Origin of the sequence: Arthrobacter sp. fls2-241-R2A-172, from assembly GCF_030208885.1 — a bacterium.
Lineage (GTDB): Bacteria > Actinomycetota > Actinomycetes > Actinomycetales > Micrococcaceae > Arthrobacter.
In genome coordinates this window covers 54209-69214 of sequence record NZ_JARVTB010000003.1, presented here as the reverse complement: position 1 = coordinate 69214, position 15006 = coordinate 54209, and the positions used below count along the sequence as shown (strand labels likewise).

Below are 15006 nucleotides of genomic sequence, written 5' to 3'. Positions count from 1 at the left end.
TCACGGGGTGGCCTTCCTGTGCCAGGCGGTGGATGCGATCTCGTCCAGGACGCCCTGCTCCGCGTTCAACTGTGCGGCAACGAAAGCGGCGTCGTGGCGGACTTCGAGCTTCTCCAGGCCCACCGCCCGGCGCTTGGCTTCGGTGTAGTCGGCGCGGGCAGCGTCGGCGTCCGCCTCGGCACTGGCTACCAGGGCGTCGAGTTCGGCCAGCATGCTCTGCGAGGACGCACGGGCCGCGGCGATGGCCAGCAACGACGCCGAATCCCCTGCGTGCCCGTTCGAATCGGCAAGCACCTCGCGGGCTTCCGCACGCCGGACCCGCAATGACGCGGATCGTGAGTTGGCGGCGGCGAGCCCGCTTTCCGCGGACGTCTGTTCAGCCTGCCGCAGCCTCAACAGCCCGGCAAGGGAGAATTGTCGGTTCACGCTGCTCCTTCAAAGTGTCCAAAGTTGGCTGTGAGCTGGGCCAACGCGTCCCAGGACCCATTGTTGGGCGTCGATTCGCCCATTGGCTGGCGCAGGAACTGGTTGATCGCGTCCTCGTGGTCAAGGGCCGCGTCCACCAGCGGGTTGCTGCCCCGCTGGTACGCGCCGACGTCGATCAGGTCCTGCGCGCCACGCCTCGCCGCCAGGACTCTCCGGAGGGCAACGGCGAGCGCGGTGTGCCTGGCAGGGTTGACCTTGGAGGCGACCCGGGACACCGAACCGAGGACGTCGACGGAGGGAAAGTGCCCCGTGACGGCGAGTTTCCTGTCCAGGACCACGTGTCCGTCCAGGATGGAGCGGGCGGCGTCGGCGATGGGTTCGTTGTGGTCGTCGCCGTCCACCAGAACGGTGTAGATGCCGGTGACGGAGCCCCTTTCGGCGGTGCCGGCGCGTTCCAGGAGCCGGGCCAGGACGGAAAAGGTCGACGGCGGGTAGCCGCGTGTCGCTGGCGGCTCACCTGCGGAGAGGCCGATTTCGCGTTGGGCCATGGCCACGCGGGTGAGTGAGTCCATCATGAGCACGACGTCCTTGCCGGCTTCGCGGAAGGACTCGGCGATGCGGGTGGCGGTGACGGCGGCCCGGAGCCGCATGAGGGCGGGTTCGTCGGAGGTGGCAACCACCACCACGGAGCGGGCCAACCCTTCGGCTCCAAGGTCGTCTTCCAGGAACTCGCGGACTTCACGGCCGCGTTCCCCAACGAGGGCGATCACGGAGACTTCGGCGTCGGTGCCTCGGGCCACCATGGACAACAGCGAGGACTTTCCCACGCCGGAGCCGGCGAAGAGCCCCATGCGTTGGCCGCGACCCAGGGTGGTCATCGTGTCGAGTATGCGGACTCCGGTCTGCAGGGGCGTGTCGATCCGGGCCCGGCTCATGGCATTCGGCGCTTCCTGATCCAACGGAACCGTCGGGGACGGTGGAAGTGGCCCCTTGCCGTCGATGGGCCGGCCCAGCGCATCGAGCACCCGTCCGAACAGCCCGGCGCCGGTGGGGACGAGCATGGGAGACCCCGCGGCCCGTGCGGGTGTTCCTGCCGCGACGCCGGTCAACCGGCCCAGGGGCATGCACCGCAGCGTGCCACCCACAGAGGCGACCACTTCGGCGTCGAGCGTTTCCGTTCCGGAGCCGACCGTCACCAGCTCCCCCACTGCGCAGTGCAGCCCGGCGACGTCCAATCCCAGTCCGAGCACGGAAGTCACGGTGCCTACGCGTTGCGGGGCGGCGGCGGCCAGTGCTGCACGGAAACCGTTCGCGTGGGGGCGGTACGCCGTCACTGCCGGACCTCGAGCAGGGCTCTCCGGGCCCGGTCCAGCGCGGTACCGATCTGGGCGTCAATCCATCCGTTCGGGTACTCGCCGATAGCGTCGCCGGGCCTGAGCGTGGCATCGGCTTTCAGCTCCACACCGGCAATATCGTCAACACCCGCGGCTTGGAGCGCTGCGATGTCGTGTGGGTGGAGGCGTACTGCGGTGACGTGTTCGACGCCGGTGCTGCCGCCGGCTCCCAGCGCGCGGTTCAGTGCCGCCCGGGCCGTGTCCGCGCCGTGGGCGAGCTCGTATCCGAGGATTGCCTCGGCCAGTTCCACCGCGCTGGCCGCCAGCACGTCCTGCATCTCGTCCAAGGTGATTTCCTGGCGCTGCTGGGCCGCTTGTGCTGCAGCCTGCAGGACCTGTGCGGAACGGGCCAGGGAGGACCTGCCAGCGTCGAGCATTTCCTGGTGCTCGGCCCGCAAGCGCTGCTGGAGCTCGCCGTGCTCGACTGCGGCGGCTTGCATACCGGCGGCATAGCCGGCCGCATGGCCTTGGACGAAGCCGCGATCGGCGTCATCGGAACGGTCGGTGGTGCCAACCGGCGGGAAGGTGATGCGGGTGAAGTTCTCAGTAGACAAAGTCGTCCTCGTCCCCGCGCCGGACCACGATCGCGCCTTCGGCTTCGAGTTCGCGGATGGAGCGGACGATCTCCGCGCGGGCTTCCTCCACTTGCGAGGCACGAACCGGACCGGAGGCGGCCATCTCGGCTTCGAGGATTTCCAGGTTGCGGCCGGACACGTTGGCCCGGACGGTATCCAGAACCACGGCCGGGGCGCCCTTCATGGCTACTGCCAGGACGTCGGCGCTGACTCCGCGGAGGATCCGTTGGATGTCCCGCGGTTCCAGCTTCACGATGTCCACGAAGGTGAGCATCCGGGCCCTGACCTCGGTGGCGAGCTCGGGATCCAGCGTGCCCAGGCCGTCCAGGACGGAGCGTTCGGTGGTGATGTCGGACCGGTTGATGATGTCCACCAGCGGTTGGATACCGCCAACGATTTCGTTTGACTTCCGCTGCGACATGACAGCGCCGGCCCTGGCTTTGAGGGTTTCAGCCACGATCCCAACGGCTTCGGGTGATGCTGAGCCCATGGTGGCGATGCTGCGGGCAACATCGATGCGCTGGGTGTCGCCGAGACCCGCCATGACGGCGGAGGCCTTCCCCGGCCGCAGGTGGGCGAGGATCAGTGCGATGGTTTGCGGGAGCTCGCCGTCGATCAGGGCCAGGATTTGCCCGGGATCCATCATTTCCAGGAACTCGAACGACTTACCGGCCATGGTGGACGCGAGCCGGTCCATGAAGCCGGCGGCTTTGTCCGCGCCGAAGGATGCTTCCAGGAGCCCGACGGCGAATTCCTGGCCACCGCGGGCAGTGCGGCGCCCGCTGACGGCCAGGCCGTGGAATTCGTTGATGACGTGGTCGGCGACCACCGAGGACACACGGCGGAGCCGAACGATTTCGGCCGCGATGTCTTCGGCTTCGGATTCGGAGAATTGGGCCATGACGGCTGCCGCGCTGGACGGGTTCATTTGCATGAGCACCACCGCCACTTTTTGCACCCCGCTCAGGGCTGAGGCTTCCGGGACCATCTGGCTCATACGGACTGCCTGTCATCCATGAGCCCGCGCAGGTACTCGGCCGTGCGTGCCGGGTTGTCAGCTACCATGGCTTCGATTTGGGCGCGCTTCAGTTCGCCGTCGAGGGCCTCGGAGCCTGGCAACGGCAGCGCCGGAGTGGGCTGCACCGGGGCTTGGGGCTGGATGGAGGTCAGTTCGATCGCTGTGGTCGGCGGGCCGGTGAGGGCCGGCGTCTGAAGGGCTTCGGGGAGGGCGTCGTAATCCATCTGCTCGCCCAGGTCCACAGGCTCGCGGCGTTGGCGGCGTTTGAGGGTAATGAGCACAACCACGATCAGGGCGATGGCTGCCAGCATGATGCTGCCTGCAAGGATGAGGGTGTTCATCAGGGCTGCATCTTTGGCAGCGGCAGCGTCGGCTTTCGCCGCCCCGAGTGCTTGGGCGGCTTTGTCGGCGGCAGCGGTGCTGAATGGCAGCACCTCCACAGTGACCACGTCACCCCTACCCGTATCGATCCCTGCCGCTGAGGTGACCAGCGCGCGCACCGAGTCCACGTTTACCCCTCCAGCTGCGGCCTGGTTGATCGCTACAGAGATGGTCTGGCGCTTCACGGCGCCCTGCGGGATGGTCCGGTCCTCGGTGACCTTGTTGACGGCGTTGTTCTTGGTGGTGTCGCTGGAATCGTAGGATCCGTTGGCGTTGGAGCCACCGGGCACTGCGATGTTGTCCGGGCCGAGGACGCCTGCGGCGCCGCCACCGGTACCGGTGTACTTTTCGGTTTTGGTGGACTCGCTGAGCGCCGGAGTGTTGGCCGCGGGCGCGAACGTTTCGCTGCGCTGCTGGGCGGACTCGGCGGTGACATCCGCTGCGACGGCGACCGTTGCGTTGCCCGGGCCCACGACGCTGTCCAGGACTGCCCGGACTGCATCCGAGGTTCGTTGCTGGTAGTCGGTTGCCTGCTTGGAAGAGGAACCGGTGGCTCCCCCGCCCACAGTGGACAGGACGTTGCCTTGGGAATCGACCACAGAGACGTTGGTGGGTTTGAGGTTCTCGATGGCTGCCGAGGTCAGGTGCACAATGGCCTGCACCTTGTCAGCGGACAAGGTGGTGCCGGGCTGGGTCTCAACGAACACGGACGCTGTGGCCTCAGGGGTGGTGTCCACGAACACGGACTTCTCGGGAATGGCGAGCCGGACCGCTGCGCTCTTCACGCCGTCCATGGCCTGCACCGTGGTGCTCAGTTCGCCCTCCAGCGCCCTTTTGTAAGTGACGGATTGCTGGAATTCGGAGGATGTGACACCCAACTTATCCAGCAGCGAGTATCCGGTGGCAGCAGCGGAAGGGAGTCCGGCGGCAGCAGCCTTCAGCCGTTCGTCGTAAACCTTGTCCTCCGGGACCAGGATGGTGGAACCGCCATTGCTGAGCTCGTAGGGGATGTTGTCCTTCCGGAGCTGCTCCACGATGCTGTTGGCGTCGGTGTCTTTCAAGCCGGAGAACAGGGGTGAGTAGGCGGGCTTTCCCAGCCATGCGGTCAGCGCGACGCTGCCAAGCACCAGCACGGCCACGCCCAGGATGGCGAGGGTGCGCTGGGCGGGGCTGAACGCCTGGATGCCGCTGCCGAACTTGCGGAAAAACTGGGAAATCGCCGGTGGCATCAGGCCTGCATCCTCATGATCTCGTTGAACGCGTCAATACCCTTGTTCCGGACAGCGGCCACCAGTTCAAAGGTCACCTGCGCACGGGTGGACGCAAGGGTCGCTTTGTGGATGTCGTCCAGGTTGCCGGTCACCGCAGATACGGCCAGTTCCTTGGATGTCGATTGCAGGGACTGCAAATTGTCGACGGCGCCCGTCAGTGCGGCTCCGAAGTCGCCGCCGGTGCTGGCTGGCGCTGCCGGGCTTACGTAGCCGGTTCCGCTGACGCCTTGGACCGCTGTTATTGGGCCGATGGCCATCAGGATTTTCCTATCTCAAGGGCCGCCAGGTAAGTTTCGCGCGCGCGGTCAACCACTTGGGCGTTGGCCTGGTAGCCGCGCTGGGCGATGATCAACGTGCCCATCTGCTCTGCCATGTCGATATCCGGGTAGCGAACGTTGCCGTTGGCGTCGGCCAAGGGGTGGTCCGGCTGGTAGACAATCCGGCCTTCGCCATTTCCCAGCGGTGTGCTCTTGACGTACACGCCGTCGCCGTTGTTGCCCTCGGCGGCCTCGATGTAGCGTGCCCGGAAAACCTGCCCGTCGGTCCTGGAAGCGTTGTTCATGTTGGCCAGGTTGTCGGAGACTGCATCGAGCCATTTGCGGTGTACCGTCAGTGCGGAACCGGCGATTCCGATCGCGTCAAACGTCATCAGTTGGTCCTCAGTGCGGTGCGGAGGGACGTGAATTCGCCGGTTGCTGCCCTTGAAGCGAATTGGTAGCGCAGGACTGTGTCAATGTTGGAAAGGGTTTCCGTGTCCAGGTTGACGTTGTTGCCGTCGGTGCGGGTGGGCTCATCGGACGGGCTTATGGACGCTTTGACGTTGCCGTCCCCGGAACGTACCGAAGCGGCCAGCTGGTCTTCGAAGGACACCCTTTTGGCGTGGTAGTTGGGCGTGTTGACGTTCGCGATGTTGTTGGCGATGGTCCGCTGGCGCAAGGCGAGCGCGTCCAGGGCGCTGGCCATGGCGGCGGAAGTCACGGATTCAAGCACAAAGTCCTCACCTGCTGGTGTCCTAAGGCCAATCCGTGGCCATGCATCGAGCGATCCCTGCTCAGCAACAGTTATCGGCAGCGCCTGCGAACCCGTTAGGAGAATACTTCCACTTATTTTTAGCGCTGCGTCGGTGCGGCTTTCCCGTCCACGCTTGCCGTCAGTTCGTCGATCCGGTCCAAGGCTTCGCTGAGCCGGCTGACCGTGTCCCACAGCCTGGGGTGCTGCTCCCGGACTTCCTCGAGTTCGGCACCTGCCGACGTGAGCGAACCGAGGTCGAAGCTGACATTGGTCCTTGCCCCGGCAATCGCAGCCCTGAGCGCCCCGAACGCCACCACGACGTCGGCGATGAGCGCCGGATTTCCGTGCGCAGCCAGCCAGCCAAGGTCCTCGATGGCGTCCATGGCTTTCCCGCCCAGGACGGCGGATGCTTTGGCCGCATCAACCGATGCCCGGTGGATGGCGTCGTCACGTTCCGGTCCTGGATCCAAGCGGAAGGCAGCGCCGAACGCCTTGGATGCGGCAGCGTCGTCGTCGGCCAGCCGCAGTGCGGTACGACGAAGTTCCTTCGCCCGTCCATGCAGCGCCTTCAACTCGGACTCCCGCTCCTCCTCAGCCTCCGTATATCCGGCCACCATCGAGGTCAGCGAGGCAGCGATGGCCAGCATCACCCCGGTCCCGGCACCGCCGCCGGGCGAGCCGGTTGATTCGGCGAGGGCTTCCGTCCACGCTTCCACAGTGGCTGCCTGAGTTGTCACTGACCCGGAATCATTCATGGCACCAGTCTGCCCTCTGGCTTCCCAGCAAGTGCGGATTTCGCGTCGATACACTGGCCGTACCGACGACGTCGAAAGAAGGGCAAAGACATGACCATTGACCTCGAAGAGCTGTACAAAGACCTGCACACGAATCCTGAACTCTCGTTCCAGGAAGTCCGGACCGCAGGGATCGCCGCGCAACACCTCCAGGACTTTGGCTTCACCGTGCACCGCAACGTGGGAAAAACCGGCGTTGTGGGTGTGCTGGAGAACGGCCCCGGCCCTGTGGTCATGCTGCGCGCGGACATGGACGCTCTTCCCGTCAAGGAAGCCACCGGCCTGGACTACGCAAGCACGGCAGCCGGCGTCGATCATGAAGGCAAAGACGTTCCCGTCATGCACGCTTGCGGGCACGACGTGCACGTGACCTGCCTGTTGGGGGCCGTTGAATCGTTGGCCGGGCAGCGCCAGGAATGGCAAGGCACCCTGATTGCGGTGTTCCAGCCGGCCGAGGAATGGGGCGGCGGCGCCCAGACCATGGTCAAGGACGGCCTCTACGACCGCGTCCCGAAGCCCGATGTGGTTCTCGGCCAGCACGTTGCACCCTTCCCGGCAGGCTGGTTCGGGGTGCGCTCCGGTGTCACCATGGCCTCCGCCGACTCCTTGAACGTGGTGCTGCACGGACGCGGCGGCCACGGTTCCCGCCCCGAAACCACCGTTGATCCTGTCCTTATGGCAGCCTCAGCCACGGTCCGCCTGCAGGGCATCGTGTCCCGGGAGCTCGCTGCCAGCGATTCCGCAGTGGTAACAGTGGGACAAATCCATTCCGGAACCAAGAACAACATCATCCCCGAGACCGCGAGCCTTGGGCTCAGCGTACGTTCCTTCAGCAACGCCACCAGGGACAAGGCCCTGGGTTCCATCGAACGGATCATCCAGAGCGAAGCAACCGCTTCCGGTGCAGCCAAGGACCCGGAGTTCCACTACGAAGAGCACTTCCCCCTGACGGTCAACGATGAATCGGCCACGGCTAAGGTAAGGGCCGCGTTCCAGGCGACCTTCGGCGAGGGCCACATCATCGATCCGGGACCGGTGTCCGGCAGCGAAGACGTGGGAGCCTTGGCCAAGGCTGCGGATGCTCCCCTGGTCTTCTGGTTCCTGGGCGGAGCCGATCCTGTGCTCTTCCAGGAGTACGCCACAACAGGTCGGTTGCCGGAAGACATCCCGTCCAACCACTCCCCTTATTTCGCGCCGGTGATCCAGCCAACCCTGCAGCGCGGAACGGAAGCGCTGGTCACCGCGGCCCGCGAATTCCTGGGGTCCTCCGCCAGCTAAGTCAGCCGCGCACGTCGAGCAGCAGGGGCCTGTCCGACGCCGACCCCGAAGGAACGGCGTCGATGGCACCCAACTGCGTGCCGGCGTCGTGCTTCAACCGCGTAAGGATAGCGACCGCGTCCGCCTGGGCATCAAGGACCCTGCGGGCGCGGTCGGCCAAGGCGGCGGGCAAGGGTCCCGCGTCGGTCGGCGGCGCCCACGGCCCTGCGGGGCCGCCCGAAACGGCACGGGCAATGTCGCGTTCAAAACCGTCCAGGATCGCGGACCAGGCCTCAAGCGACTCCAAGGGCCCTGCCCGACGCAGCAACGGAGGCAGAAACGGACCCAGCAACGGATCCAGCCGGGGTGTCAGCCGACAAGGCAGCAGAGGCCTCGTGCCAGCCTTGGCGGAGTGGCTCCAGAAGGCCGATGCACTCCTTGGTCCGTTCCACGTCCCGGTAAATGTTGGCGCCGATCAGGGCTTCCATGGAGTAGTCGTAGATGCTCGCGAGCGAGGCCGCGCCATCCCACGCGTCGGTCCGCAGGGTGGAGCGCAGCTCAGCCACGATCGCCTGGGCGTGCAACAGGTTTTCCCTTGCGGTGTCCCAATTGCTGCTTTCCTGCGCCAGTTGGGCACGTTTGAGGTCCAGCAGGAGCCGGTCGTAAAGCATGGTGAGCAGACGCGCCGGGGGTGCCGAGAGGACGGCGTCGTCGTTGTACCGGGAAAGTTGCTGGGCGCGGAGAGTCATCATGCTCCTGAGGACTGCTTGGAGAGGCTGGAAATTTGGCCGGACAACCAGGCCGACTGGGACTGGAGGCCGCCGAGCAGCACCTCCATGTTCGTATAAACGGATTGGAGCGTGGCGCGGCGGGTAATGAGGCGCTGATCCCAATCCGCGATCCTGTTGCCGAGGTCGCGCACTTCGGATTCGCGGCCTTTGATCAGCCCGGACACTGCGCCCGTGTACGGATCAGACGCGGCGGTGGCTGCCTCGGCGAGCCTGGCTGCCAACCCCTGGACGGCGGCTTGCGTGGCGGCGGGGTCTGCGGCGAGTGATTTCGCGAACTTGTCGGCGTCGAAGGTGAAGTCGCCGGCCTTGGTGATGTTGATTCCGTACTCGGAGGGCGACTTCCCGTCGATGGGCCGGGACAGTGCTGTGAGTACTTGGTCGTTGACGGCACGGACAGTGCTGTTGCCGGTGAAAATTCCGGCTTTGGTCACTGTGGCGCCCTTGGTGTCCGTGGTTTTGGACACGGAAGAGTAGATGGCGATGAACCCCAGAACGTCGTTGACGGACTTGACCAGGTCCTCGGCCTTCTTGGTGATTCCGGGAACGTCGCTGGCCACGGTCACTGTCACCGGTCCTGTGGTCACTGCCGAGGCCGTGATGGAGACGCCGGGAAGGACATCCTCAAAAGTATTGGTAGCGGAGCTAAGGACCTGCGCGGCGGGCGTCCCGGCATACAGCGTCGCTTTCGCGTCCTGGGCGGACTTCACGACGGCGGCAGTCGGCTCCGTCATCAGGTCCACCGCGGTGCCGTCCCCCACTTGCGCGGCCGTTCCCCGGTAGGCGGTGAAAGCACCTGCTGCCCCGGCCGTGGTGGCAGTGAGCTGCAGCCGGTAACTGCCGTTGCCGGCCGGAACCTTCACGGCGTGTGCGCCCGCTGATGCTGCGTTGATCGCCGAAACCACGTCATCCAAGGAAGTCCCTGAGGGAGCAATCTCGGTCTTCTTACCCGTGGAATCGACGATCGTCAGCCGTTCAGGCACCCCGGCGTTGGACGGCCAGGCGGACATAGCTGCCGTGACGTTGACCTGCGTTTGGGCCAACTGCGTCACGGTCAGGTCGATCGATCCGGCGGTGGCCGCCGTCGTGGTTTTCGCGGTGATGGCAGGTGAACCGCTGGTTGCGGTGAACAGGTTCAGGGCACCGGCAGCCGTCCCGGCAACGGCGAGCTCCTTCAGCGCGGTGAGTTTGGTGTTGAAGGACTGCAGCGTGGAAATGATGGTCTGGTTGGACGCCAGCTTGGTCTTGAGCTGGGTCTGCGGCAGGGCTTCGACGGACATCAACGAGTTGATGATGTCCGTGGTCTTAAGGCCGCTGACAAGGCCGTCGATAGCTGTTCCCACGCGGGTCCCTTCCGGAAGGCTCGTAAAGCAAAGGTGTCCGACGACGACCGGCCAGGATGGGGCCTGGCCGGCCGCCGTCAGCTCATGCGGCTAAATGCTGTGAAGGCTTAGCGCAGGAGGGACAGGACACCCTGGCCGGACTGGTTTGCCTGGGCCAGCATGGCAGTGCCGGCCTGGGACAGGATGTTGGCCTTGGTGTACTTGACCATTTCAGCTGCCATGTCCGTGTCGGCGATGCGGGACTGTGCGGCCTGCAGGTTTTCGCCGGAGACGTTCAGCGTCTTGATCGCGTGGTCCAGGCGGTTCTGGTTGGCGCCAAGGTCCGAACGCTGTGCCGAGACCGTGGTGATCGCTGCGTCAATAGCGGTGATCGTGGTCTGCGCTGCGGCGTTGGTGGTGACGTCGAAGCCGGTGGCGCCGGTAGCCGAGGACAGCGTGCCCGCAGCCGTTGCAACATCGCCGAGGTTGACGGAGATGGTGTCGTTGGCGGTACCAGCGGTGCCAACCTGGATGTTCTTGGAACCGCCCTTGAGCAGGTCAATGCCGTTGAAGTTGGTGGACTGCGTGATGCGGTCCAGCTCCTTGCCCAGCGAATCCGCTTCATCCTTGATCGCCGAGCGTGCCGCGGTGTTGTTCGTGTCGGAAGCACCCTGGACTGCGAGGTCGCGCATGCGCTGCAGAACGGAGTGAACCTCGCTGAGGGCACCTTCAGTGGTCTGGATGAGGCTGATGCCGTCCTGGGCGTTACGTGCGGCAACCGCGGAGCCGCTGACCTGGGACTTGAGGCCTTCCGAGATGGCAAGGCCGGCTGCGTCGTCTGCAGCACGGTTGATGCGCAGGCCGCTGGAAAGCTTTTCCATCGACTTGGACAGGTTGTCCTGGGTGGCGTTCAGGTTGCGGTACGCGTTGTTCGCCATCAGGTTGTTGTTGATCTGCATGCCCATGTTGTTTTCCTCCATGATGTGGACTTACTGTGCAACAGCCCATCCGTGGGCCGTCACCCAGCACTATCGACTGGCCATCGCGGGCCCGTTAGGAAAAATCCGAAGGAAAGATTCAGGGACCTTCCCGCCTAACCCCTGCCAGCCGGCGGCCGATAACTAATGGGGAGTTGGCGGGAGGTACGCCATCACAACCGCACCCGATACCGACCAGAACTGGAGTTGACCCCCTGTGGCCATCCATGAACTGTCAGCACTGCTGTGGCGCGAGCGCGAACTTCTCGATCTCCTGACCTTCAAGCTCGAAGAAGAACAGTTGCTCCTGACAGCAGGCAAGTCCCGTTGGCTGCCCCACGGGACCAGGGAAGTGGAGCAGGTCCTGGAGCGCGTTTCCCAGGCTGGCCTCGCCCGCACGGTGGAGATCGCCGCGGTCGCTGCGCAATGGGGCGTATCCCAGGATTGTTCCTTGGCTGAGCTCGCCGCAGCCGCGCCGGAGCCCGCCTGGGCCGAGGTCCTCACCTCCCATGTCACCGCGATGCGCCAGCAGGCAGCGGCCATCAAGGAACTCCGCGACGCCAATGAGCAGTTCCTGCGTGCGGCCGTCCGTTCCACCCAGGAGACACTCGCCGACCTGAAACCCGCGGCGGGAACCTACGACTCCCACGGCCGGACCGGGGACCAATCGGCCGCGCACCTGGTCGACCGGCAATTCTGACCGCCCACCCAGCGAAAAGGACATCTTCACGTGAGCACTTTCGGCGGACTCAACACGGCCTACCGTGGCCTCACCGCAGCGCAGCAGGCCATCAACCTGGCAGGCCAGAACATCGCCAACGCCACAACCCCCGGCTACACCCGTCAACGGCTGGACCTGTCGGCCATCGGCGCGCCCGTCCCGGTTGGGCTGAACCCGGCCACGGGCCAGGCCGGCCAGGGCGTCTCGGTGGACGGTATAGCGCGGCTCGGCAGCAGCTTCCTGGACGCCGGGGTTCGCAGGACCGGGGCCCAGTCCGGTTTCGCGGGGATCCGGTCCACGGAACTCCAGCGCCTCGAAGATGCACTGCAGGAACCCGGCCCCCACGGAATTTCGACGGCGTTGCACACCTTCTGGGCATCATGGCAGGGAGTCTCCAACCACCCGGGCGACTCCGCTCCGGCGTCGGTCCTGCTTGATACGGCCTCCACCCTCAGCGAAACCGTCTCAGCCGGTTACAAAGCGCTCGACGCCCAGTGGAGCCGGGTCCGTGGGGAAACCTCTGCCACTGTGGACGAACTGAACGCCACCGCAGGCAAGGTGGCGGAATTGAACGCCACCATCCGCTCGGTCCTGGCCTCCGGGGGTTCCGCGAACGAACTCATCGACACCAGGAACCAGATGACCGAGGCCATAGCCACGCTGGCAGGTGGCACCGTCCGCGAGAATCCGGACGGCACCGCGGACGTCTTCATCGGAGGCAACGCACTGGTGTCCGGGACCTCGCACCGCGCATTGACGCTTGCCGGACAAACCTCAATGGGCGGCCCCGGACAGCCGGTGCAGCTGGAGTGGGCGGACCGTGCCGGCCTGGCGGTAAACCTCGACGGCGGCCAACTCGCCGGAGCTGTCTCGCTCCTGGCTCCCGCGGCGCCGGGAAGCAAAGGAGCCGGAACAGGCGGTCCGATCGCCGAAGCTGCAGAGGCTTACAACGCCTTCGCCACCCAACTGATGAACGACGTCAACGCAATCCACCGGACGGGCCAGACGTCCACCGGTGCCGGCAACCTGGACTTCTTTACCAGCACGCCCGGCGTCCCGGTGGCGCTGTCCCTGCGCGTCGTTCCCACCAGTGCTACGGGAATCGCGACCGGCGCACCCGGTGCGGGCTCCTTGGACGGCAGCATCGCGGATGCGGTGGCCCAAATCGGTTCGAAGCCGGGCGCGCCTGACACCTTCTGGAATGGAGTGGTGGCAGGCATTGGGATGGCCTCCAAATCAGCCCAGCAGCACTCGCAGCTGGCAGACGCGGCGAGCGTGGCCGCCGTCGGGCAGCGTTCGTCAGCCGTCTCAGTGAGCCTTGATGAGGAGAACGTCGCACTCCTCGCGAGCCAACACGCCTACCAGGCCGCGGCGCGCGTCATGACCGCAATCGACGAAGCCCTGGATGTCCTGATCAACCGCACCGGATTGGTGGGAAGGTAAGCCATGCTCAATCGCGTCACCAACCAGATGATGTCAGCTTCCGCGCAGCGGAATCTCCAGACCGCCCAATCCCGGCTTGCAGAGTTGCAGGAACGGGCCCAGACGCTGAAGAACATCAGCCGCCCATCCGACGACCCCGCCGGTGCCGCCCAAGCCATCGCAATGCGCGCACAACTCAGTGCGGCCACACAATACGACTCCAACATCAGCGACGGCAATGGCTGGCTCGCGGCCGCCGATACCGCTTTGGGACAGTCCACCAACATCCTCAATCGCGTCCGGGACCTCGTGATCCAGGCCTCCAACGGCACCCTTAACAGCAGCGCCAAGGAGGCCATCGCCGTCGAGATCGAAGGCCTCGGCAAGGACCTCCTGACCCAGGCCAACACGCAGTACTTGGGCCGCAATGTGTTCGCCGGCAACTCGGACACCGTGGGTGCGTTTACCAACACCGCTCCCCCTTCTTTCGTGGGCACCGGCGGCGGGTCCGTGGAACGTCGCGTTGACGCCGCCCGGACTGTGCGCGTGGATTCCGACGGCGGAGCGATCTTCGGCGATGGCGCCGGCTCTGTTTTCGCCCTGGTGAGTGACGTCGTCGCCGATATCCGTTCCGGCGCGGACCCCAATGCCCGGCTGGCCGCGCTCGGCGATCGCATCAAGGCCGTGATCGACGGCCGCTCCGATGTTGGCATGCGGCAAACGCGGCTCGGGCAGGCCCAGGACTCGCTGGAGGGGATGAAGGCTACGCTGGAAACTCAAAGGTCCCGTGTCGAAGACATGGACTTGGGAAAGGCGGTCATGGATTTGAAATTGCAGGAAACCAACTACCAGGTGGCACTTGCCGTCTCGGCCAAGGTGCTCCAGCCGACGCTGATGGACTTCCTCCGATGAGCACGGCACTGGCGTTCGACACGCTGACTTTTGCCTCCCCCATGCCCGGGCTGGAATCGGCTGAGGGGTTCTCGCTGCGCGGCATCGCCGGAGCAGAAGGACTCTACGCCCTGGAAGTGGCTGAGCCGCGCGCCCGGATGTTCGTAGCTGACGCCTCCGTGTATGTCCCTGATTACGAGCCAGCCATTCCCGCGGCGTCGTTGGATGCGCTGGGTCTGGCCAGTGTTGCCAACGCAACGGTCCTGGTGGTGGTTAACCCGGCGTCGGAGAAGACCACCGTGAACCTGATGGCACCACTCCTGGTCAACGCGGAGGGCACGTGCCTCCAAGTGATCCTGGACGGCGCCGTGTATCCGCTCCGGGCAGAGCTGGCACGCTAGGGAGATTCGCGTCACAGCGGGTCCCGCGCAGGGCGATCCCGCGCAGCGCTAGTCCCACGCAGCGGAAAGGCGCTGCCGGAGCAGCGCCTTTCGGTGGATCGGTTCTTCGGGTCAGTCCAGGTTGGCGCCTAGACCTTCTCGCGGATGCGGTCGATCTTCGGTTCGGAAACCTCGAATTCCCTGCGACGGCGGGCCAGGAAAGTCCACAGTGTTCCTTCCGTCCGCGGACGGCTTTCTGCGGGCGCTTCCGTTTCCTTCACTGGCTCAGACGTGTGCGTCTCGGGCTTGCGCGCGGAGTCCTTCTTCGTGCGCCGCTCGAAGTCGTCATAGTACGCGTAGCACATACCCAACCTCCTT

At 65.4% G+C, this 15006-nt stretch carries 19 protein-coding genes; 5 read left to right on the top strand and 14 right to left on the bottom strand.

Features of this window, described 5'->3' with window-relative positions; all coding sequences use genetic code 11:
- From QRM57_RS05870 to QRM57_RS05830, 9 genes are all read right to left on the bottom strand, one after another.
- Positions 1–426, bottom strand: coding sequence for a flagellar FliJ family protein (locus tag QRM57_RS05870; protein WP_284985902.1), 426 nt, complete (start codon positions 424–426; stop codon positions 1–3).
- The gene (locus tag QRM57_RS05865; protein WP_284985901.1) at positions 423–1760 is read right to left on the bottom strand and encodes a FliI/YscN family ATPase; all 1338 of its coding nucleotides are present in this window, start codon (positions 1758–1760) and stop codon (positions 423–425) included. The genes QRM57_RS05870 and QRM57_RS05865 overlap by 4 nt, the downstream gene beginning before the upstream one ends.
- Complete coding sequence (locus QRM57_RS05860; protein WP_284985900.1) at positions 1757–2374, bottom strand: FliH/SctL family protein; 618 nt, start codon at positions 2372–2374, stop codon at positions 1757–1759. Before QRM57_RS05860 ends, QRM57_RS05865 begins: the two co-directional genes overlap by 4 nt.
- Positions 2364–3392: a flagellar motor switch protein FliG gene (fliG, locus tag QRM57_RS05855; RefSeq protein WP_235518867.1), complete on the bottom strand. Its 1029-nt coding sequence runs from the start codon at positions 3390–3392 to the stop codon at positions 2364–2366. The genes QRM57_RS05860 and fliG overlap by 11 nt, the downstream gene beginning before the upstream one ends.
- Positions 3389–5023, bottom strand: a complete 1635-nt coding sequence (fliF, locus tag QRM57_RS05850) for a flagellar basal-body MS-ring/collar protein FliF (RefSeq protein ID WP_284985899.1) — start codon at positions 5021–5023, stop codon at positions 3389–3391. The genes fliG and fliF overlap by 4 nt, the downstream gene beginning before the upstream one ends.
- The gene (fliE, locus tag QRM57_RS05845; protein WP_284985898.1) at positions 5023–5322 is read right to left on the bottom strand and encodes a flagellar hook-basal body complex protein FliE; all 300 of its coding nucleotides are present in this window, start codon (positions 5320–5322) and stop codon (positions 5023–5025) included. Before fliE ends, fliF begins: the two co-directional genes overlap by 1 nt.
- Positions 5322–5714, bottom strand: a complete 393-nt coding sequence (locus QRM57_RS05840; RefSeq protein WP_235518861.1) for a flagellar basal body rod protein FlgC — start codon at positions 5712–5714, stop codon at positions 5322–5324. Before QRM57_RS05840 ends, fliE begins: the two co-directional genes overlap by 1 nt.
- Positions 5714–6055 carry a flagellar basal body rod protein FlgB gene (locus QRM57_RS05835; RefSeq protein ID WP_257368956.1) on the bottom strand — a complete coding sequence of 114 codons (342 nt, stop codon included), beginning with the start codon at positions 6053–6055 and terminating at the stop codon, positions 5714–5716. Before QRM57_RS05835 ends, QRM57_RS05840 begins: the two co-directional genes overlap by 1 nt.
- Before the next feature lie 119 nt (positions 6056–6174).
- Positions 6175–6831 (bottom strand): cyclodeaminase/cyclohydrolase family protein, encoded by a 657-nt coding sequence (locus QRM57_RS05830; RefSeq protein WP_284985897.1) that lies wholly within the window; start codon positions 6829–6831, stop codon positions 6175–6177.
- A 90-nt stretch (positions 6832–6921) separates the two neighbouring features.
- Between QRM57_RS05830 and QRM57_RS05825 the strand changes: the two genes are divergently transcribed.
- Positions 6922–8148 (top strand): amidohydrolase, encoded by a 1227-nt coding sequence (locus QRM57_RS05825; protein ID WP_284985896.1) that lies wholly within the window; start codon positions 6922–6924, stop codon positions 8146–8148.
- A gap of 1 nt (position 8149) precedes the next feature.
- Here QRM57_RS05825 and QRM57_RS05820 read toward each other — a convergent pair whose 3' ends face one another.
- The 4 genes from QRM57_RS05820 to QRM57_RS05805 all read right to left on the bottom strand — a co-directional run bounded on the left by QRM57_RS05820 (position 8150) and on the right by QRM57_RS05805 (position 11202).
- Positions 8150–8434, bottom strand: a complete 285-nt coding sequence (locus tag QRM57_RS05820) for a hypothetical protein (RefSeq protein WP_284985895.1) — start codon at positions 8432–8434, stop codon at positions 8150–8152.
- Positions 8421–8879: a flagellar export chaperone FliS gene (fliS, locus tag QRM57_RS05815; protein WP_284985894.1), complete on the bottom strand. Its 459-nt coding sequence runs from the start codon at positions 8877–8879 to the stop codon at positions 8421–8423. Before fliS ends, QRM57_RS05820 begins: the two co-directional genes overlap by 14 nt.
- Positions 8876–10258: a flagellar filament capping protein FliD gene (gene fliD, locus QRM57_RS05810; protein ID WP_284985893.1), complete on the bottom strand. Its 1383-nt coding sequence runs from the start codon at positions 10256–10258 to the stop codon at positions 8876–8878. Before fliD ends, fliS begins: the two co-directional genes overlap by 4 nt.
- 107 nt (positions 10259–10365) lie before the next feature.
- A complete protein-coding gene (locus QRM57_RS05805) occupies positions 10366–11202 on the bottom strand; it encodes a flagellin N-terminal helical domain-containing protein (protein WP_257368962.1) in 837 nt (278 codons plus the stop codon).
- Between the two features lie 229 nt (positions 11203–11431).
- Between QRM57_RS05805 and QRM57_RS05800 the strand changes: the two genes are divergently transcribed.
- Genes QRM57_RS05800 through QRM57_RS05785 form a run of 4 tightly spaced genes read left to right on the top strand, consistent with a single transcriptional unit; the run spans position 11432 to position 14649 of the window.
- A complete protein-coding gene (locus tag QRM57_RS05800; RefSeq protein ID WP_257368963.1) occupies positions 11432–11914 on the top strand; it encodes a flagellar protein FlgN in 483 nt (160 codons plus the stop codon).
- A 30-nt stretch (positions 11915–11944) separates the two neighbouring features.
- Positions 11945–13378: a flagellar hook-associated protein FlgK gene (gene flgK, locus QRM57_RS05795; protein ID WP_284985892.1), complete on the top strand. Its 1434-nt coding sequence runs from the start codon at positions 11945–11947 to the stop codon at positions 13376–13378.
- Between the two features lie 3 nt (positions 13379–13381).
- On the top strand, positions 13382–14269 hold the full coding sequence (gene flgL, locus QRM57_RS05790) for a flagellar hook-associated protein FlgL (RefSeq protein WP_284985891.1): 888 nt from the start codon (positions 13382–13384) through the stop codon (positions 14267–14269).
- Complete coding sequence (locus QRM57_RS05785) at positions 14266–14649, top strand: flagellar assembly protein FliW (protein ID WP_284985890.1); 384 nt, start codon at positions 14266–14268, stop codon at positions 14647–14649. The genes flgL and QRM57_RS05785 overlap by 4 nt, the downstream gene beginning before the upstream one ends.
- A 128-nt stretch (positions 14650–14777) precedes the next feature.
- On the opposite strand, the gene QRM57_RS05780 is transcribed toward QRM57_RS05785, so the two are convergent.
- On the bottom strand, positions 14778–14993 hold the full coding sequence (locus QRM57_RS05780; protein WP_235518841.1) for a DUF4312 family protein: 216 nt from the start codon (positions 14991–14993) through the stop codon (positions 14778–14780).
- Positions 14994–15006 lie beyond the last annotated feature (13 nt).